Source organism: Sphaerisporangium sp. NPDC088356, assembly GCF_040685555.1.
Taxonomy (GTDB): domain Bacteria; phylum Actinomycetota; class Actinomycetes; order Streptosporangiales; family Streptosporangiaceae; genus Sphaerisporangium.
Genome location: NZ_JBFBIK010000082.1, coordinates 1 through 18,378 on the forward strand (window position 1 = coordinate 1; position 18,378 = coordinate 18,378).

The following is an 18,378-nucleotide window of genomic DNA, read 5'->3' on the forward strand; positions in this document are numbered from 1 at the left end:
GCCGTGACGGCGGGCTCCCCCCTCGCCTGGAAGGCACCGCACGCGGGGCAGTCGGGCGCGGCCGGATGGCGTGCGTAGACGTGCTGGTCTGGGGCGACCAGGTTGACCCCGGTGACGTAGCCCCCCGGCAGGGCGGGAATCCCCGTCACCAGCGAGATGATCGCCTGGGCGGTGAGGTGGCCGGACACCCCGGCGGACGTGGCGATCACTCCTGGGCCGCCGAGGTCGACGGGGACCCCGGGAGGCAGGGTCGCCTCGATGCCCGCGCTCAGGCACTCGTAACAGGGGCCGCCGGGGGTGAAGGCGCCCACGCTGACCAGGGGGCCGCTGTAGCCGCCGACCGCCCACGGCATGCCCGCCGCCACGCACGCCCGGTTGGCCCAGACGCGGATGCCCTCGCGACCGCGAGGCTCGTCGGCGCACAGGGCGAGCGCGTCGAAGCCGGCGACGAGCTCGGCCAGCTCACGCTCGCACTCGATCGAGCGGTTCTCTCCGGTGATGTCGAGGCAGGAGTTCACCTCGGTGAGCCTCGCGACCGTGACCTCGGCCTTGGGGCTCCCGATGTCCGCCTCGCGGTAGAGGACCTGCCGCGTGAGGTTGGACAGCTCGACCACGTCACGGTCGACACAGTGGATCGTGCCGACGCCGCAGGCCGCGAGCGCCCAGGCCGCGTGGCTGCCCGTGCCGCCGAGCCCGAGGACGAGCACCCGGGAACGCTTGAGCCGGAGCTGCGCCTCCCACCCGTGCGCGCGCGGGGTCAGGTCGACCCGGCGGAAGAACGCCATGTTCCTTGCGTACCGCTCCTGCTCGGCCGGGCTCAGCTCGTCGGGCGGCCCGGCCGACGCGTCCTCGACGTATCCGGAATTCACCAGGAGGTCCACTATCGCGGTCGCGCCCGCGTCCGTGAGCACGGGGAACGCGCCACGCAGCAGGGCCGCTATTTCCTCCGGCGCGCGCGTGCCGTCCATGGCGGCCAGCGCGGCCCACGCGAAACCGTCCGGATCGGCGATTTCAGCGGCGACGCCGTAAATGGATCCGCCGATGCGTACCCTGCCGTCTGCGATCCTGTGCGGCCGGTGCTCGGCTTTCACTCGTGGCAACCGCACGGCCACCTCGGGTAATCAGCGGAATATCTGACACAGAGATAGTGGGTGCGTGAATCACCGGTGTCAACGGTGTTCACGTGAATTTAATACGGGCGACGGCTTTTGGAAAACGCCGTGAAAGCGCGTCCGGCGTCAAACGGCTCGGAAGTCGGCGAAATCAAAACCGGGGGAGACCACGCAGCTCACCAGGACCCCCTCCGCCCCCGCCGGGTACGCGGCCTGCCAGGTGCCGGCCGGCACGAGAGCCTGCGGGACCTGGCCGTTCTCCACGCCGGGCCCGAGCGTGATCGTCTGGACGCCGTGCTCCCGGTGATCACCTGTGTCACCGTCCTGCTCGCCGCCGCCATCGCCCTGCTCGCCGGCGTGACCGGCCTGCTCGCCGGTGCCACCGCCCTGCTCGCCCGTGCCGTACGGCCGCTCGCCCGTGCCTCCGAGCAGGAGGGTCAGCGAGCCACCTCTGTGCCAGAACCACACCTCGTCGGAGCGGACCACATGCCACACCGACTCCTCGCCCGGCTGGAGGAGGAAGTAGATGCCGGTGGCGCTCTGTCGTACCCCGCCGTACCCGGGAGGCTCGAAGTCGGCGGCGGTCCTCCACGTCTCGCGGTACCACCCGCCCTCGGGGTGGGGGAGCAGCTCCAGCGCCTCGGCGACCGCCGGACGCTCCTGGACGCTGATGAAGGCCCCTGTCACGTCGCGCCGCAGGAACCTGACCCGCCCGTCATCGCCCACGGCGACGGCCGGTTCTGGCCCGGTCATGGTGTGGTTGGCGATGCGCAACGCCTCGGCGTCATCGGAGGCGAACACCGAGGGGCCGTCCGGATAGTCACCGAGCGTCATGAGGAACACGCCGCCGATCTTATGCCACGCGGATGACTCACGGCTGGGGTCGCTCACGGTCGTGGACGGCTCACGTCCGCGGGCCGGGCGCCCGCGGTGATTCGCCGCACGTCCGGATCCGGGATCGACGGGAGTCCGCCGCCGTTCGGTCTTGCTCCGGTCCCGGGGCGCAGCGAGCCGGGCGAGGGTTCGCGAGCCTGCGTGAGGGCCGGATTTTTTGTCAGAGGGCGCCGATAGTGTGCCGGTCGTGATCGAACGTTGGAGCCGTGATCAAGTGCTCGCGCTCGCCCCCGACGCCTCTTCCCAGAAGGGTGCGCAGAGCGTGAGCGCGCCGGCCAAGTGGTCGGCCTTGGGCAGCGCGCCCGACGTGCTCTGGGGAGAGTGCAAGGGCAGCGGCTCATCGCCCTACCGCGCGTGCGTCGACCTGAGCGAGCCCGCCTACCGGTGCAACTGCCCGAGCAGGAAGTTCCCCTGCAAGCACGCGCTCGGCCTGCTGTTGCTCTGGTCGGCCGACGGGGTGTCACCGGCCGAGGCCCCACCCGCCTGGGTCGCCGAGTGGCTCGACCAGCGTCGCGTCCGCGCAGCCAGGGCCGCCACCACCGCCTCCGCGCCGGGCGATGAGCCCTCGCCTTCCGAGCCGGGTGCGGCCGAGCGGCGTGAGGCCGGTTCGGGCGACGGCGCCGCGTCCGACCGGCGCGCGGCCCAGCGAGAGGAGCGGGTCGCCACTGGCCTGTCTGAGCTCGAGCGGTGGCTGGCCGACCAGATCGGGCAGGGTCTGGCCGGAGCGCGGCAGAGCTCGCCCGCCCAGTGGCAGGAGCTGACCAGGCGCCTGGTGGACGCTCAGGCGCCCGGAGCCGCGGCGGCCGTTTCCCGGCTGCCCCGGGTGCTGGCCGAGGAAGACTGGCCGGCTCGCCTCCTCGGGGAGTACGGCCTGCTCAACCTGCTCGCCGTCGGTTACCGCCGCGCGAGTGAGCTGCCCGCGCCCCTTCGCGAGACCATCCGGTCGCGCGTGGGCTTCCCGACGTCACGCGACGAGGTGCTCGCGGGGCACACCGTGCGCGACCACTGGGATGTGCTCGGCCGGCGCGACGAGGAGCAGGACCGCCTCGTCTCCCGCCGCGTCTGGCTGCGCGGGCGCGCCAGCGGCAGGCCCGCCCTGGTGCTCTCGTTCGCACCGGCCGGCCAGGCTCTCGACGCCTCGCTCGTCACCGGCACCTCGATCGACGCCGATCTGGCCTTCTATCCCGGTGGGTCCCCGTTGCGAGCGCTGGTGGCCGTCCGCCACGGCGGGGTGCCGGCATGGCCTCCGGCGGGCGTCGGGGTGCGCGCGGCGCTTGCGGAGGTGGCCGCCGCGCTCGAAGGCGATCCGTGGCTGGATTCCTGGCCCGTGGTGCTGGGCCCGGTCATCCCGGCCAGGCGGGGAGACCTCTGGCTCCTCGCCGACGCGTCCCCGCGTCAGGGGGCCTCTGAGCTTCAGGGGGCCGCTGACGATCCGCCGGCGGTGGAGGGCATGCCCTTGCGCCCATCGGCCGGTCTCCCTTGGCGGCTGCTGGCCGTTTCCGGAGGCCACGCGGTGACCGTGGCCGCTGAGTGGACGCCGCGTGGGTTGCGCCCGCTGACCACTTGGGACGAGGAGGGGCAGGTGGTGGTGCTGTGATCACCGCGGTGACCATGGCCGCCGGGTGGACGCCGCGCGGCTCGCGCCCGCCCGCGACATTGGTCGAGGAAGGCCGGGTGGTGTCGTGATCACGGTCGAGGAGTGGGAGCGACTGGTGTCGGCGGCGCTGGTCGGCACAGACCGGCGTCCCGTGCCCGGCCTTCTGGGGCAGGCCGCGGCGCACACCGTCGGGGCGCGGGCAGGGCAGCGGCTCCATAGGGGCGAGCCGCTGCCTGCCGCGCCTCCCGAGGAGCAGCCGCTGGTCCCTCGTGCGGCGGGGGAGCGTGTGGGCCGCATCCTCGACGGCGAGCACCCGCGCCTGCTTCCCGAGTGGCTGGAGGCCGCCGCCGTCCGGGGGTACCGGCTGCCGCCGAAGCTCGTGCCCCGGGTGCTTGATCACGGCGCACGAGACCGGTCGCTGCGGGCGCCCATCGGGGTGCTGGCGGGTGCCAGAGGCCGCTGGCTCGCCAGGCTCAACCCTTCCTGGGCGTATGTCCTGGAGGAGGCGACCGTCCATATGGGCACCGGTCTGTCCGCATCGACGGGTTCAGACCCCTTGGCTGAGACCGGTTCCACCGGTCCTTCGGGGTCTTCCGGGGCGAAGGGTGCCACCCACTCGAACGATTCCGGCGGGCCAAGGGGTTCCGGTGGTTCTGGGGGCTCTGAGAATGCCGCGGGTTCCGGCGGTCTGGCGAGTTCTGGGGAGTTGGACAATTCTCCGGGTTCTGGGAGTTCTGTGGATCCGGGGGATCCATCGGATTCGGGGGGCCCCGGTGAGGAGGAAGAGGTCGAGACGCATCATCTGTGGGAGTTCGGCACGAGGGGCGACCGTCTCTCCTACCTTCGGGGCTTACGGGCCGTCGATCCGGCGAAGGCGCGGGCTCTGCTGCGGCGAGGCTGGGAGCAGGAGTCACCGGAAGACCGAGCGGCGTTCATCCTCGCCATGGCCGACGGTCTGTCGATGGCCGACGAGCCGTTCCTGGAGGCCGTGCTCGACGACCGCAGGCGCGAGGTCAGAAGACAGGCAGCCGACCTGCTGACCAGGCTTCCCGAGTCACGGCTCGGCCACAGGATGGCCGAGCGGGCGGCGCGGTGCCTGAGCCTGGCCGGCGACCGGCTGCGGGCCGACCCGCCGCGGGCCTGTGACAGCGCGATGGAGCGCGACGGGGTCCGCTCCCGTGCCCCCGGCGGCACGGGCCAGCGGAGCTGGTGGCTGCAGCAGCTCGTCGCCCACACGCCGCTCACGTTCTGGACGCACCACTTCGGCCGCACGGCGAAACAGATCGTCGCGCTCAACATCGGTGAGTGGTCGCGGGAGGTGAGGCTCGGCTGGGAGCGCGCGGCCGTCCTGCAGAACGATCCCACCTGGGCGCGCGCCCTCTTCGCCGTCGAGCCGCTCACCGACCTGCTCGCGGTCCTTCCCCCTGCCGAGCGCGCGGACAAGGCGGCCGAGCTGGTGCACGACCAGCCCGTGGACGGCCAGCTGATCATGATGCTCGGCGGGGTCCCCGCCCCTTGGGGAGCCGCGCTGGCCAAGGCCGTGCTGGAGAAGATCCTCGACACGGCCGGGCGTCAGCCGTGGAACCTCGGCGAGCTGGTGCGTCTCGCCGGCGAGCGTGTCGATCCGGCCATGCACGAGGTCGCGGCACGGCTCTCACCCGAGCCGCCCGTCCAGGAAGTGGCCGCGACGCTACGGTTCCGCTTCGACATGCTCGCGGAGCTGGAGCCCCGCCCATGAGCACTCATCTCCTACGACGACCATCCTCCGGGCCCATTACGCGAGAGCGAGCTGAATCCGATATGACCGTTCTGCGTCCGCACGCGGAAGACCAGTACGCCGACGAGCTGGCGATCCTGGCCAAGTCCGACGACCGGCCGAGGCCTCCGGGCTGGAAGATGTCGCCCTGGGCCGTGACCACCTACCTTCTGGGCGACGGCCACCAGATCACCCCCAAGTACATCGGCCCTCGCCGGATCGTCGAGGTGGCCGTCGCCACGCTCGCGACCGACCGGGCGCTGCTGCTGCTCGGCGTGCCAGGCACCGCCAAGACCTGGCTGTCCGAGCACCTCGCCGCGGCCATCAGCGGCGACTCGACGCTGCTGGTCCAGGGCACTGCGGGCACGGCCGAGGAGGCGATCCGCTACGGGTGGAACTACGCGCGGCTGCTCGCCGAGGGGCCCTCTCGTGACGCGATGACACCCAGCCCGGTGATGCGCGCCATGGCCGAGGGGCGGCTCGCCCGTGTGGAGGAGCTCACCCGCATGCCCTCCGACGTGCAGGACGCCCTGATCACGGTGCTCTCCGAGAAGACGCTCCCGATTCCCGAGCTGAACCAGGAGGTCCAGGCGGCCCGGGGGTTCAACGTGATCGCCACGGCCAACGATCGTGACCGGGGTGTCAACGAGCTTTCGAGCGCCCTGCGGCGGCGGTTCAACACGGTCGTTCTGCCGGTTCCCGCCACCGCCGAGGAGGAGGTCGACATCGTCTCGCGGCGGGTCGTCCAGCTCGGGCGTTCCCTTGAGCTGCCGGCCACGCCGACCGGCATGGAGGAGATCCGGCGGGTCGTCACGGTCTTCCGTGAGCTGCGATCCGGTGTGACGGCCGACGGCCGTACGACCGTGAAGTCGCCGAGCGGCACGCTCAGCACCGCCGAGGCGATCTCAGTGGTGACCAGCGGCATCGCCCTCGCCGCCCACTTCGGCGATGGGGTGCTCCGCGCCGGTGACGTCGCGGCGGGCATCGTCGGCGCGGTGATCCAGGATCCGGTGTCCGACCGCGTCGTCTGGCAGGAGTATTTGGAGACCGTGGTCCGCGAGCGCCCCGACTGGCGCGACTTCTACCGGGCCTGCCGCGATGCCTCCTGACGGGCCGCAGACCGGGTTGGGGTTTGTGGGCGGCGAGGAGGGCGCCGTTCCGTCGTCCACGGTGCTTGGGGTGCGGCATCACGGGCCGGGGTCCGCGCGGGCCTTGCTGGCCGAGTTGGAGCGGCTGCGGCCTGACATCGTGCTCATCGAGGGACCGCCCGAGGCTGACGCGCTGGTCGCGCTGGCCGCCGATCCCGACATGGAACCCCCCGTCGCGTTACTGGCCCACGTGCCGGGAGAGCCGTCGAGAGCGGCGTTCTGGCCGTTCGCGGTGTTCTCTCCCGAGTGGCAGGCGATGCGTTACGCCATCCGCGCGGGTGTCCCCGTCCGATTCTGCGACCTGCCCGCGACCCACAGCCTCGCGGAGAAGGCCGCCGCCTCGCCGCCACCCGGCGATGCCCTCCCGGCCGTCGACGCCGAGCCACTCGACTCCCGGCGTGGCAAGGCCGAGACCGTCGATGCCGCGCCGGCCGGCTCCCGACCTGACGGGGCCGAGGCCAGAGGCACCAACCCTGCCGATTCGCGGTCTGAGGGGGCCAGGGGGGTCGAGCCTGGTGGTTCGCGGTCTGAGGGGGGCGGGGGTGGCGAGGTCGAGGGGCCGGTCGTGCATCGCGATCCCATCGGGGAGCTCGCGAAGGCGGCCGGCTACGACGATCCGGAACGATGGTGGGATGACGCCGTCGAGCACCGCGGCGACACGCCGTTCGAGGTGATCGCCGAGGCGATGGCGGCGGTCAGGGAGGGGTACACGCCGCACGAGCACGAGGCCCGGCGCGAGGCGCACATGCGCAGGACCATGCGCACCGCCTTCAAGGACGGTTACCGGCGCATCGCGGTGGTGTGCGGCGCCTGGCACGTCCCGGCGCTGCGCGAGCTCGGCCCGGCAGCGCCCGACGACCGCCTTCTCAAGGGGCTCCCCAAGGTCAAGGTGGAGATGACCTGGGTGCCGTGGACATACGGCAGGCTCGCCTCCTGGAGCGGTTACGGCGCCGGCATCACCTCGCCCGGCTGGTACGACCATCTGTTCGCCGCGCCCGACCGTCCGATCGAGCGCTGGCTCGCGGCGGCGGCGAGGGTCCTGCGAGATGAGGACCTGCCGGTCTCCTCCGCCCATGTCATCGAGGCCGTTCGGCTGGCCGACGGTCTCGCGGTGGTGCGGGGCCGTCCCCTGGCGGGCCTGGGGGAGGTCACCGAGGCCGTGCGGGCGGTGCTCTGCGAGGGCGACGAGCTGCCGGTGGAGCTGATCCAGCGGCGCATGGTCGTGGGGGAGCGGCTCGGGCGCGTTCCCGACAGCACGCCGATGGTCCCGCTCCAGCGCGACCTGCGCGACAGGCAGCGACGGCTGAAACTACGGCCCGAGGCGCTCGAACGCGATGTCGACCTCGACCTGCGCAAACCCCTCGACCTCGACCGCAGCCGCTTGCTTCACCGGCTGGGCCTGATCGGCGTGGCATGGGGTTCGCCACGCGAGGCGCGCGGCAAGGGCACCTTCCGCGAATCCTGGACGCTGGAGTGGCGCCCGGAGTTCGACATCGACCTGATCGAGGCGAGCGCGTACGGCACCACCGTCCCGGCCGCGGCCACCGCGCGGGTGCGGGAGCTCGTCGACCTCGGATCCGGACGTTCGGCCCGGCACGCGGGGCCCGGGCCGGCCGGTCCGTCGTCACCGAGGACGCTGGCCGAGCTCACCGGCGTGGCGGAGCGGTGCCTGCTCGCCGACCTGCCGGAGGCCCTGCCCCATGTCCTGGCCTCGATCTCCACCAGGGCGGCACTCGACAGCGACGTCACCCACCTGATGGCGGCCCTTCCCGCGCTGGTCCGCGCGCAGCGGTACGGCGACGTCCGCGGCACCCCGGCGAAGGGGCTGTCGGTGATCGTGGAGTCGCTGCTCAGCCGTATCCGCGCGGGGCTCTCGGTGGCGGTCACCGGGCTGGACGACGACTCGGCCAGGGAGATGCTGGGTCACGTGGACGCGGTGCACGCCTCGGTCGGCCTGCTGGAGTCGGGCAGGGAAGGCTGGCTCGAATCCCTGCGGGGCGTCGCCGAACGTCGCGACCTGCACGGGCTGATCGGCGGCAGGCTGACTCGCATCCTGCTCGACGCGGGCACGATCCCTGCCGAGGAGGTTGCGCTGCGCATGTCCCGGTCGATGTCGGCGGGCACCCCTCCCGCGCAGGCGGCGGCCTGGGTGGAGGGGTTCCTCTCCGGCAGCGGCCTTCTCCTCGTCCACGACGCGGGTTTGCTCGGCCTGATCGACACATGGCTGACGGGGTTGACGGGGGAAGCGTTCGTCGACGTGCTGCCCCTGCTCCGGCGTACCTTCGGGGCCTTCGCCCCGCCCGAGCGCCGGGCCATCGGCGGGCGCGTCTCCTCCGGCGAGGCCAGGAGGACCACCGCCGCCGAAGCCGACACCGCCCGCGCGGCACCGGCCGTGCGGACCGTGCTCACCATCCTGGGAGCCCCGTGATGCGCCGGCCGGCTCGCTGTACGGCGGATGGGCCGGGGCCTCACCGGGGGTCGAGCGGGGAGGGTGCCGGTCCGGAGGCGCCCCGTGGGTGTTCGGCGTTTGATCGGCGGTGGGCGGTCGACGGCGAGGGGGCGGTGGTTGTGGGTGGCCGGGGTTGGTGGTCGCGGATGGGAGTGGCTGATGGATGAGCGGCTGATGGATGAGCGGTTGCGGAGATGGCGGCTGGTGCTGGGTGGGGACGCCGACGGGACGGGGTGCGCGCTGGGCGGCAATGACGCCCAGATGGACGCGGCCCTCGCCGCGCTCTACAACAGCGGGCGCGGATCCGGCGAGGGCCAGGGCGGAGGCGGCGACACTCAGAGTGGCGCGGGCCTCGGCGCCTCGGCCCCGCGGGTCGCGCGGTGGCTCGGGGACATCCGTTCCTATTTCCCCTCGACGGTCGTCCAGGTGATGCAGAAGGACGCCATCGAACGGCTGAACCTCACCCGCCTGCTGCTCGAACCCGAGATGCTCGAAGCCGTGGAGCCCGACGTCCACCTGGTCGGCACGCTGCTCTCGCTCAACCGGGTGATGCCCGAGACCGCCAGGCGGTCGGCGCGGGCGGTCGTCAGGAAAGTCGTGGCCGATCTCGAGCGCAGGCTGGCACAGCGCACCAGGACCGCCATCACCGGGGCGCTCGACCGGTCGGCCCGCACCCACCGGCCGCGCCGGGTCGCCGACATCGACTGGGACCGCACGATCCGCGCCAACCTCAAGAACTATTTGCCGCAGAGGAACACCATCGTCCCGTCCAGGCTGGTCGGGTATGCCCGCAGGCAGCGGGCGGTGATCCGTGAGGTCACGCTCTGCATCGACCAGAGCGGTTCGATGGCGGCCTCGGTGGTGTACTCCAGCGTCTTCGGGGCCGTGCTGGCCTCGATGCGCTCGCTCCGCACCTCGCTGGTGGTCTTCGACACCAGCGTGGTCGACCTCACCGACCAGCTGCACGACCCGGTGGAGCTGCTGTTCGGCACCCAGCTGGGCGGCGGCACCGACATCAACCGCGCCATCGCCTACTGTCAGGGGCTGATCACCCGTCCGGCGAACTCCATCTTCATCCTGATCAGCGACCTGTACGAGGGCGGCGTACGGGAGGAGATGCTGCGCAGGGCGGCCGCGATGACGGCGGCCGGAGTGCAGGTCATCGTGCTGCTCGCCCTCTCCGACGAGGGGCAGCCCCACTACGACCGTGACAACGCCGAGGCGCTGGCCGCACTCGGCGTCCCGGCGTTCGCCTGCACCCCCGACGCCTTCCCCGGCCTCATGGCCGCCGCGATCGAACGCCGCGACATCGCCCAATGGGCCGAACGCACCCTGTCGATCCGCGCCACATAGGTGACGATCCGTCGTCGGGCGGGTTCCTTCGACGTGGTCACGGTTGTGGTCTAGGACCAAAGTCGGAGGTGGGGGGCTGATGCCGGAGGTGAAGGGGGGCCGTAGCTTGGGGCAGGTGTCCTCCGCAGTGATCGATTCTCCTCCCGGACGACCACCCGGCGTGCTCAGCCGTCCGTATCGGGCGTTGAGCGCCGGCATGGTCGCCCTCGTCCTGCTCCTCGCATTCGAATACCTGGCCGTGGCGACCGCCATGCCCGTGGTGGCCCGGCAGTTAGGCGGGCTTTCCCTGTACGGGCTCGCCTTTAGCGGGTCGATGGCGGCCAGCGTGATCGCCACGGTCGCGGGTGGCCGGTGGAGCGATGTACGCGGACCGGTGGCGCCACTGTGGACCGGGGTCGCCGGGTTCGTGGCGGGGCTGCTCATCGCTGGATTCGCGCCCACGATGCACGTCCTGATCATCGGCCGGTTCGTCCAGGGCATCGGTGGCGGCCTGTTCTCGGTGGCGCTGTACGTCCTGGTGGCGCAGGTGTACCCGTCGGTGATGCACCCGAGGGTCTTCTCGCTGCTGGCGGCGGCGTGGGTGCTTCCCTCCATCGTGGGCCCGGCGATCACCGGCGCCGTGGTCGAGCACATCGGCTGGCGGTGGATCTTCCTGGGCATCTCCATTATCGTCGCTCCCGCCGCCGTCATGCTGTGGCGAGGGCTCGCCGGGCGGGCCACCGCCGTGCCGCGGGACGGCCGCGCCGAGACCGTCCCTTCCCGGGCGGGATTCGGGGCCCGGCTGGCGTGGGGCGGGGTGGTGGCGGCCGGCGCCGCGCTCCTGCAGTACGGCAGCGGGCTGGGCGGGCGCGGGCTCGTCCTGCTCGTCGTGGGGCTGGCTGTTCTGGCGTTCGCCCTTCCGCGGCTGCTGCCCCCCGGCACGATGCGCGCGGCGCGGGGATTCCCCACTGTGGTGCTGCTGCGCGGGCTCGCCGCGGGCGCGTCCTTCGCCGCCGACGTGTTCGTGCCCCTGATGCTGATCGGTGAACGCGGGCTCAGCCCGACCCAGGCGGGCCTCTTCCTCACCGGGTCGGCGCTGAGCTGGTCGTTCGCGTCGTGGATCCAGGGACGCAAGCAGTACGACCGCAAGTCGCTGCTGCGGTGCGGCACCGCGTTGCTGGCGTTCGGCATCGCGGGCACCGCGCTGCTGGTCTTCGACGCGGTCCCCATATTGGTCGGTCTCATCGCGTGGCTGATGGCCGGCTTCGGCATCGGCCTGGTCTATCCGACGCTGTCGGTGCTCACGCTGGAGCTCTCCGAGCCGGGGGAGGAAGGCAGGAACAGTTCCTCGCTGCAGATCGGGGAGTCGGTCTTCTCGGTGGTGATCATCGCTGTGACCGGCGCGGTCTTCGCCGGGCTCGACACCGCCTGGTGGGTCTACCTGGCCTGTTTCGGGCTGATCGCCACCCAGGCCACCCTCGGTCCCTTGGTCGCCGGCCGAGTCCAGCGCTGAGGACGCCCCAACGGTCAGACGGGACGCGGATAGGCCCTATAGGGAGGTGGTGGAATCCCGCGTTCACCGGCCGAGTTTGGACCAGATCCGCGGAGCGGGCACCATGGAAGGGCAGGTGTCCGACGATGGGGGTTCCATGCCACGTGTCCGTGAGCTAGAGGTCTTCCGGCTCGTGCTGCCCTATGGCAGGCGTCCGGAGAGCATCCTGGTCAAGCTCACTGACTACGGGGGCATGACGGGATGGGGCGAGGTCGTGCAGTCCCCGGATCGCCGGTCGCACCGCGCGGGGGCGCCGGGAACCGCGAGGCTTGGCGGGTCCGCCCATGGGACCGATGAGACGGCGGGCACCCGTGACAGGGCCGCTCACGACGAGGCGGCCTATGACGCGGGCGCCCATGAGGCGGGCGAGGCCGTTCGCGGCAGGGCTGAGGGCGAGCGCGATCAGCTGGTCGCGAAGACCTGGACCACGCTAGAGGAGTCGCTCCCCGCCCTCCTGGGCGTCGACTGGGAGCATCCCGACGAACTGGGCACCATCCCCGGCGGCACGGCCGTCGACCTCGCCTGCTGGGACCTGTGGGCCCGGATGCGGGGAGTCCCGCTGGCTCACGCTCTCGGTGGCACCCGTACGTCCGTGATGGCGACCGTGCGGCTCCCGGCCGAGCGGTCCCTGGACGCCATGGTCGCCCGGGTCAACCGCCACGTATGCGCCGGGTATGCCCATGTGACCCTTGACGTGCACCCCGGCTGGGATGTCGAGCCGGTTCGGGCCGTACGCCAGGCGTACCCCGTCCTGGCCCTCGCCGTGGACGGGCGCGGCGGTTACACCGAGACCACGGCCCTCGAGGCGCTGGAATCCTACGGTGTGACGGCGATCGAACGGCCCTTCGGCGGGCCGGACGCCGCCGCCGATCTCGACCTTCACGCCGACCTTCAGGAGCGGGTCTCCTCGCTGGTCGCGATCGAGGTCCATTCGGTGGCGGCTCTGGAGGAGGCCATCGCGGCGCGGGCGGGGAGCGCGCTCCTGCTCCGCCCGTCCAGGTTCGGGTCGCTTCGTGCCGTGCGGCTCGCGCATGATCGTGCGGTGGCGGCGGGATGGGACATCACCGCGGCCGGCGGCAGGGGCACGGGCCTCGCCCGGGCGGCCACCGTGGCCGTGGCGAGCCTGCCGGGATGCACGCTGCCCAGCGACGTGACCGAGCCGCCGCGCAGCGCCCAGATCGTGACCCCGCCCGTGGGGGCGTCCGGCGGCGTGGTCGCGGTGCCGCTGACCCAGCCAGGCCTCGGTCACCTCGTCGACGAGGACCGTGTCCGCAGGCTCGCCAGCGACTCCTTCAAGCTCTGACCGCCCTGGACGCCCCCGGCACCCGACCCCGCCCGTGCGAGGTCTCGCCGCGCGTGAGGCTCCTATCGCCTGGGGCCTCTGAGCTGCCGGCGCAGGGCGGGGACGCCAAGGCCGAGGCCCGCGATCACGGCCACCAGGCCGATCACGAACCACTCCTTGGCCCCGCTCATGAAGCTGCCCCCGACGTAGCCGAGACCCTGGAGCGCCCATAGGACGCCCACAAGGACCAGCACGGCGCCTCCTGCGACGAGAAGCCAGTTCTTCACGGGGAATCCTCCTCCGGCGAGCGGAGTGACAGCATCTCACCTGATCGACTGCTCGTGCTGAAACACGTTGTGCGGATCCCACCTGAGCTTGGCCTTGAGCAGGCGCTCGTAGTTGTCGCCGTAGTACAGGCGGTACCAGGGCGCATCTGAGGTGTTCCACTCGTCGCTGCTCAGGTCGCGGTCGGGGTAGTTGATGTAGCAGCCGTCCGTCACCGCCTCCGGGTCGGCCTCTCCGCCGGCCGTCGCGGGAAGGGGCACGCCGCCGGAGGTTCGGTAAACCCTGCTGTACAGCTCACGGATCCAGCGCTCGTGGACGCCGTCCTCCGCCGGATCGGTCCAGTAGGTCTGGTACTGCAACTTCATGATCGAATCACGTTGCGCGACGGCCGTCTCGTGGGCGCCCGGGGCGTTGATCATGCATCCATAGGTGTCGACCTGGATCAGCGCGTCAGGGTTGGCGTACTGCGTGTTGTCGTAGTCGTCGTCAGGGTCGTCCCGCGTGTTGGACAGGAAGTTCCAGATGACCTCGATCTGGTCGTCGGGGAACGGCTTGCGCATGTGCGCCGACTTGTACTTGCCCCGCCGGTTGCCGCCAGAGCCGTTGAGGGCCTGCGTCGCCTGGATCCACGGCATCAGCCTCGGCTCCTCGTGCAGGCCCGGGATCTGGGAGTGCTCACCCATGTCCACGTCGAACTCGGCGCGCTGGAGGCCGACCCCGTCCTCGATCTGGGCGAGGAAGGCGTCCAGCCGGTCGCGGCCGGCCGCCGGATTGGTCGCGTCGACCTGGGTGATCAGGCCGATCTTGCCGGCCTTCCTGTGGGTCAGCTTCAAAATGGAGAACAGGTCGGCGTACTCGCTGCCGGGCTGGCCGTTCTCCGCGCAGAACCGCCCGAAGTTCCCGACGAGCCGGGCGAAGCGGTCGTACGTCATGCCGCGTTCCCAGTCCCAGGCGACGGCGCTCAGCCAGACGTTGATGGGAGGCCGGGGTAAGTCCCTGAACCAGTAGCGGGTGATGACCCCGAAGTTGCCGCCGCCGCCCCCGGTGTGCGCCCACCACAGGTCGTGCAGGTCGCCCTCGTCGTCTCTGCGGGCGATCACCGCCTCCGCCTGGTAGTCGCCGCGCGGCTCGCGGCGCACGACGACGACCTCCACGGCGTACAGGTAGTCGACGGTGAGGCCGTGCCGCCGTGAGAGCAGGCCGTACCCGCCGCCGCAGATGTGACCGCCCGCGCCGACCGAGTAGCAGGACCCGGCGGGCAGGGTCAGACCCGTCTCGCGATAGAGCTGGGTGTAGTTGTGCCAGTTGGTCGACCCGGACTCCACGCAGTACGCCCCCATGCTGGGGTCGTAGTGGACGCGGTCCATCTGGCCCATGTCGATGATCACCTGTACACCGGGATTGGCCACGAAGTTCTCATAGCAGTGGCCGCCCGAGCGGACGGTGATCCGCGTACGGCCGCTGTTCAGCGCCTCGTCGAGGGCTCCCACCACGTCGCCGGTCGACCGCACGACCTTGATGTAGTCGGGATGGGAAGTCCAACGCTGGTTGAACCCTTGGCACAGCGCGCCGTACCTGTCGTCTATGCCGGTCACGGTGATGCCCGAACTGGCTTCCGGGTTGGACACTGCGCTCTCCTTGTCGGGGTTTTCGGCGAAGCGCTCCGCCAGGGGATGACCGGACGGACCCGGCGGGCTCGCCACGGGCGCGGTGACGCCCGTCGCGGGGCGCCCGGCCTGCTGCCGGAACAGCGCTCGGAACAGGCCACCCGGAGCGCGGAGGAGGGAACGGGCAGGACGCGTCGTCATAGGTCGCTCTCAGCGAGACCGCGTCACGGGGGGCGGACACACAAGAAAGACTTACCGTAGTCACCCGGCTACGTCATGTGACTGAAGTGTCACCGTTACAGAACCGTGAGAACGGGCTCAGCCGCCGCAGATGTCGGCGCCGGACTTGGAAGCGCCCGGCTTGGAGGGGGTTGCCGACGGGGTGCCGGGGGTGCTGTCGGTGCGCACGCCGACGCGGTCGGGCTGCCAGTCGCCCACGATATATAGGGATACGTACGGACCAGTTTGCCGCGGACGGTTACCAGGGGATGGCGAACAGGCCATAGTAGGCGGCGGCCACCAGGAGCAGGCCTGTGCCGCCCAGCATGGTCGCGACCGTGAACCGCTGCCAGCGCCCCGGCTCCCACCCCTCGCGGAGGGCGGTGCCGACGGCCGCGACGGTGGTGACCTCCTGCACGAGCATGAGGACGGCCAGCACTCTGACCACCAGCCATCCGGACAGGACCGCCGGCCACGCCCCCGCCTGGTTCACCGAGAAGAGCACGATCAGCGTGATGAAAGCCGTCACCGCGGCGAGCAGGCCCACGCCCGTCCAGGCCATCCGGCGAAGGCGGCGGCGGATCTCGGGCCAGAACTCCGAGTGGGCCGAGGGAAGCAGGTCGCGGCCGCGCAGCCGTACCACCATCTCGGTGACCGGGGCCGCGATGTAGCCGACGGCGGTGAGGGTGAGCGCGAGGCCGAGGATGGCGGTGCCGGCGTACCAGGGGGCCCTTGGGACGTCGGAGGCCTCGTACCGCTGCACGGGGGTCGCTCCCGCGATCTGGGCCCCCACAGGCGGCCGTGCCGTGCCTGGGAGCCCGAGGACCCAGTTGGCCAGCGTGTCGAGATAGCCACGGGTGAACGCGCCGCCGTTCATTCTCATGGCGTGGTCCGCCCCTGCGAGGAACCGGATCGTGTAGTCGGAGTTGCCCGCGGCGCTCATCGCCGAGGTGAGCTTCTGGGTGCTCTCCACGAACGGGATCGACGGGTCCATCGTGCCGTACAGGGCCAGGACCGGCTGCCGCAGCCGGCTCAGCGCAGGGACGCTGTCGTAGCGCAGGAAGTTGAACCCGACGCCGCCCATCGCCTTGGCCAGCAGCTCGCGTACGCCGGCGGGCGCGTGCAGGCGTTCGAGCTGCTCGTTCAGCGCCCACGCGACCTGCCGTACGGGCGAGACGTTGGGTGAGGAGACCAGCACGCTGAAGCCGACGTCGAGGGTCTTGGCCGCCGCGATCGGGATGACCCAGCTGCCCTCGCTGACGCCCCACAGCCCCGCGCGGACCGGGTCGACGTCGGTGCGCTGCCGCAGCACCTCGATCATGCGGAGCGCGTCGTCGGCGAGCAGCCCGAAGTCGCGATGGCGGAAGTCGTAGCCGACGGTGCGCTTGTCGTAGGTCAGCGTCACCACTCCGGCCTTCGCGAGCCATGTGGCCTGGGAGGTGAACTCGCCCCGGTCACCGCGCCCCGAGCCCTGGACGAAGACCATCGCGGGGTGGCGGCCGGGGGTGCGCGGCGCCCTGATCGTGGCGGTGAGCGTGGTGCCCTGGACCGGGATGGAGATGTCCTGGACGGCGATGGCGGCGTTGTGCGGGACCGGGCGGTACTCGGCGGCGGGCTGCGGAGGCAGAGGCTGGAAGCTCTCGCTCGCGCTCAGCCGAGGAGGATCGAAGGACGGAGGGGAAAGCATGTAGCCCACCGTCGCCAGGATCGCCAGAAGCACCGCGGTCGCCACGCTCAACCGGCTACGGTCGCTCACGCCACCTCCTCGTCGGGCGGCTCGCCGCGGGCCGTGTCCATATGATGACCGTGATCGCTGCGATGGCTCACAGGACTCCGCTCCCCGATTGAACGTCCTCCGTACGAGGGCTTTCCGCCCTAAATATGACCTCCGATCATCAGGTTAAGTCACGCGGGGGGAACGATGGTGCCGCTGGTACCTCATTTGTCAGTGGGACCTGTTAGCTTCCTGCGACATGCGTGTGCTGCACACCTCCGACTGGCATCTGGGCCGGGCCTTCCACCGCGAGAGCCTGATCGACGCCCAGGGCGCCTTCGTCGACCACCTGGTGGAGACGATCCGCTCGGAGGGCGTCGACGTGGTGGTCGTCGCCGGTGACGTCTACGACCGCGCCCTCCCCTCGGTCGACGCGGTGGCGCTGTGCAACGAGACCCTGCGGCGGCTGGTCGCCGAGGGGGTCCGCACGGTGCTGATCAGCGGTAACCACGACTCCGCCCGCAGGCTCGGCTTCGGCGCCGACCTGATCGACGCGGCCGGCGTGCACCTGCGCACCGACCCGGCCCGCGTGGGCGAGCCGGTCGTGATCGACGACGTCGCCTTCTACGGCATTCCATATCTAGAGCCAGAGGTGGTCCGCGCCCCCTGGGAGTTGGCCGAGCGCAGCCACACGGCCGCGATCGAGCACGCCATGAGCTTGATCCGCGGCGACCTCGCCGGTCGCGGCACGCGATCTGTCGTGCTGGCCCACGCGTTCGTCACCGGCGGCGCGAGCAGCGACAGCGAGCGTGACATCAGCGTGGGCGGCGTCGCCCACGTCCCGGTCGGCGCCTTCGACGGCGTCGACTACGTCGCCCTCGGCCACCTGCACGGCCGCCAGCGCATGAGCGAGTCCGTGCGCTACTCCGGCTCGCCGATCGCCTACTCGTTCTCCGAGGAGAAGCACGTCAAGGGGTCCTGGCTCGTCGACATCGGCCCGCTCGGGTTCACCGGCGCCGAGTTCGTGCCCGCGCCCGTGCCGCGCCCGATCGCCCGGCTCCGGGGGCACCTCGCCGACCTTCTCGTGTCGGCCGAGTGGGCCGGGTTCGAGGATCACTGGCTCCAGGTGACGCTCACCGATCCGGTACGGCCCAAGGGCGCCATGGAGCGGCTGCGCCAGCGCTTCCCGCACACCCTCGCCCTCGCCTTCGAGCCGGGGGGCGTCGTGCGGGCCGCGGCCGGGGCGCCCAGGCTCGCGGGCCGTCCCGAGATCGACGTGGCGCTCGACTTCATCCGCGAGGTGCGCGGTGAGCCGGCCGACCACGACGAGAGGCGGCTCCTGCAGGAGGCGGTCCAGGCGTGCCGGGCGAAGGAGGCGCTGGTCTGAATGGCGTGCCAGGCTGGCGGTCGTGACCTTGTGACGCGTGGAGG

The 18,378-nt window shown here is 71.5% G+C and carries 13 protein-coding genes; 8 read left to right on the forward strand and 5 right to left on the reverse strand.

Annotated elements, in window-relative coordinates; genetic code table 11:
- Together AB0O34_RS25625 and AB0O34_RS25630 are read right to left on the reverse strand one after the other, a co-directional pair.
- A partial coding sequence (locus tag AB0O34_RS25625) for a ThiF family adenylyltransferase (protein ID WP_363919471.1) occupies nt 1-1,091 on the reverse strand: 1,091 nt, incomplete at its 3' end.
- Between the two features lie 147 nt (nt 1,092-1,238).
- Nucleotides 1,239-1,946 carry a cupin domain-containing protein gene (locus tag AB0O34_RS25630; protein ID WP_363919473.1) on the reverse strand — a complete coding sequence of 236 codons (708 nt, stop codon included), beginning with the start codon at nt 1,944-1,946 and terminating at the stop codon, nt 1,239-1,241.
- Nucleotides 1,947-2,193: 247 nt separating this feature from the next.
- Between AB0O34_RS25630 and AB0O34_RS25635 the strand changes: the two genes are divergently transcribed.
- From AB0O34_RS25635 to AB0O34_RS25665, 7 genes are all read left to right on the forward strand, one after another.
- The gene (locus tag AB0O34_RS25635) at nt 2,194-3,603 is read left to right on the forward strand and encodes an SWIM zinc finger family protein (protein ID WP_363919426.1); all 1,410 of its coding nucleotides are present in this window, start codon (nt 2,194-2,196) and stop codon (nt 3,601-3,603) included.
- An 85-nt stretch (nt 3,604-3,688) separates the two neighbouring features.
- Complete coding sequence (locus AB0O34_RS25640) at nt 3,689-5,341, forward strand: DUF5691 domain-containing protein (protein WP_363919428.1); 1,653 nt, start codon at nt 3,689-3,691, stop codon at nt 5,339-5,341.
- Nucleotides 5,342-5,403: 62 nt separating this feature from the next.
- Nucleotides 5,404-6,468 carry an AAA family ATPase gene (locus AB0O34_RS25645; protein WP_363919429.1) on the forward strand — a complete coding sequence of 355 codons (1,065 nt, stop codon included), beginning with the start codon at nt 5,404-5,406 and terminating at the stop codon, nt 6,466-6,468.
- On the forward strand, nt 6,458-8,935 hold the full coding sequence (locus AB0O34_RS25650) for a DUF5682 family protein (protein WP_363919431.1): 2,478 nt from the start codon (nt 6,458-6,460) through the stop codon (nt 8,933-8,935). The genes AB0O34_RS25645 and AB0O34_RS25650 overlap by 11 nt, the downstream gene beginning before the upstream one ends.
- 180 nt (nt 8,936-9,115) lie before the next feature.
- A complete protein-coding gene (locus tag AB0O34_RS25655) occupies nt 9,116-10,309 on the forward strand; it encodes a VWA domain-containing protein (protein ID WP_363919433.1) in 1,194 nt (397 codons plus the stop codon).
- A gap of 196 nt (nt 10,310-10,505) precedes the next feature.
- Nucleotides 10,506-11,801, forward strand: a complete 1,296-nt coding sequence (locus AB0O34_RS25660) for an MFS transporter (RefSeq protein WP_363919435.1) — start codon at nt 10,506-10,508, stop codon at nt 11,799-11,801.
- Between the two features lie 136 nt (nt 11,802-11,937).
- The gene (locus AB0O34_RS25665; protein ID WP_363919437.1) at nt 11,938-13,143 is read left to right on the forward strand and encodes an enolase C-terminal domain-like protein; all 1,206 of its coding nucleotides are present in this window, start codon (nt 11,938-11,940) and stop codon (nt 13,141-13,143) included.
- A gap of 62 nt (nt 13,144-13,205) precedes the next feature.
- On the opposite strand, the gene AB0O34_RS25670 is transcribed toward AB0O34_RS25665, so the two are convergent.
- The 3 genes from AB0O34_RS25670 to AB0O34_RS25680 all read right to left on the reverse strand — a co-directional run bounded on the left by AB0O34_RS25670 (nt 13,206) and on the right by AB0O34_RS25680 (nt 16,989).
- Nucleotides 13,206-13,409: a hypothetical protein gene (locus tag AB0O34_RS25670; RefSeq protein WP_363919439.1), complete on the reverse strand. Its 204-nt coding sequence runs from the start codon at nt 13,407-13,409 to the stop codon at nt 13,206-13,208.
- Between the two features lie 36 nt (nt 13,410-13,445).
- On the reverse strand, nt 13,446-15,215 hold the full coding sequence (locus tag AB0O34_RS25675; protein WP_363919441.1) for a BBE domain-containing protein: 1,770 nt from the start codon (nt 15,213-15,215) through the stop codon (nt 13,446-13,448).
- 277 nt (nt 15,216-15,492) lie between these two features.
- A complete protein-coding gene (locus AB0O34_RS25680) occupies nt 15,493-16,989 on the reverse strand; it encodes a prolyl oligopeptidase family serine peptidase (RefSeq protein WP_363919443.1) in 1,497 nt (498 codons plus the stop codon).
- Nucleotides 16,990-17,206: 217 nt separating this feature from the next.
- Here AB0O34_RS25680 and AB0O34_RS25685 point away from each other — a divergent pair, with 217 nt between their 5' ends.
- Nucleotides 17,207-18,334 (forward strand): exonuclease SbcCD subunit D, encoded by a 1,128-nt coding sequence (locus AB0O34_RS25685; RefSeq protein ID WP_363919445.1) that lies wholly within the window; start codon nt 17,207-17,209, stop codon nt 18,332-18,334.
- Nucleotides 18,335-18,378: the final 44 nt, after the last annotated feature.

What these genes read in the sequence shown, in the direction of transcription:
- AB0O34_RS25675 (WP_363919441.1), bottom strand. Translation starts at nt 15,215, where the DNA reads ATGACGACGCGTCCTGCCCGTTCCCTCCTCCGCGCTCCGGGTGGCCTG.
- AB0O34_RS25650 (WP_363919431.1), top strand. Translation starts at nt 6,458, where the DNA reads ATGCCTCCTGACGGGCCGCAGACCGGGTTGGGGTTTGTGGGCGGCGAG.
- AB0O34_RS25665 (WP_363919437.1), top strand. Translation starts at nt 11,938, where the DNA reads ATGCCACGTGTCCGTGAGCTAGAGGTCTTCCGGCTCGTGCTGCCCTAT.
- AB0O34_RS25645 (WP_363919429.1), top strand. Translation starts at nt 5,404, where the DNA reads ATGACCGTTCTGCGTCCGCACGCGGAAGACCAGTACGCCGACGAGCTG.
- AB0O34_RS25685 (WP_363919445.1), top strand. Translation starts at nt 17,207, where the DNA reads ATGCGTGTGCTGCACACCTCCGACTGGCATCTGGGCCGGGCCTTCCAC.
- AB0O34_RS25655 (WP_363919433.1), top strand. Translation starts at nt 9,116, where the DNA reads ATGGATGAGCGGCTGATGGATGAGCGGTTGCGGAGATGGCGGCTGGTG.
- AB0O34_RS25630 (WP_363919473.1), bottom strand. Translation starts at nt 1,946, where the DNA reads ATGACGCTCGGTGACTATCCGGACGGCCCCTCGGTGTTCGCCTCCGAT.
- AB0O34_RS25660 (WP_363919435.1), top strand. Translation starts at nt 10,506, where the DNA reads ATGGTCGCCCTCGTCCTGCTCCTCGCATTCGAATACCTGGCCGTGGCG.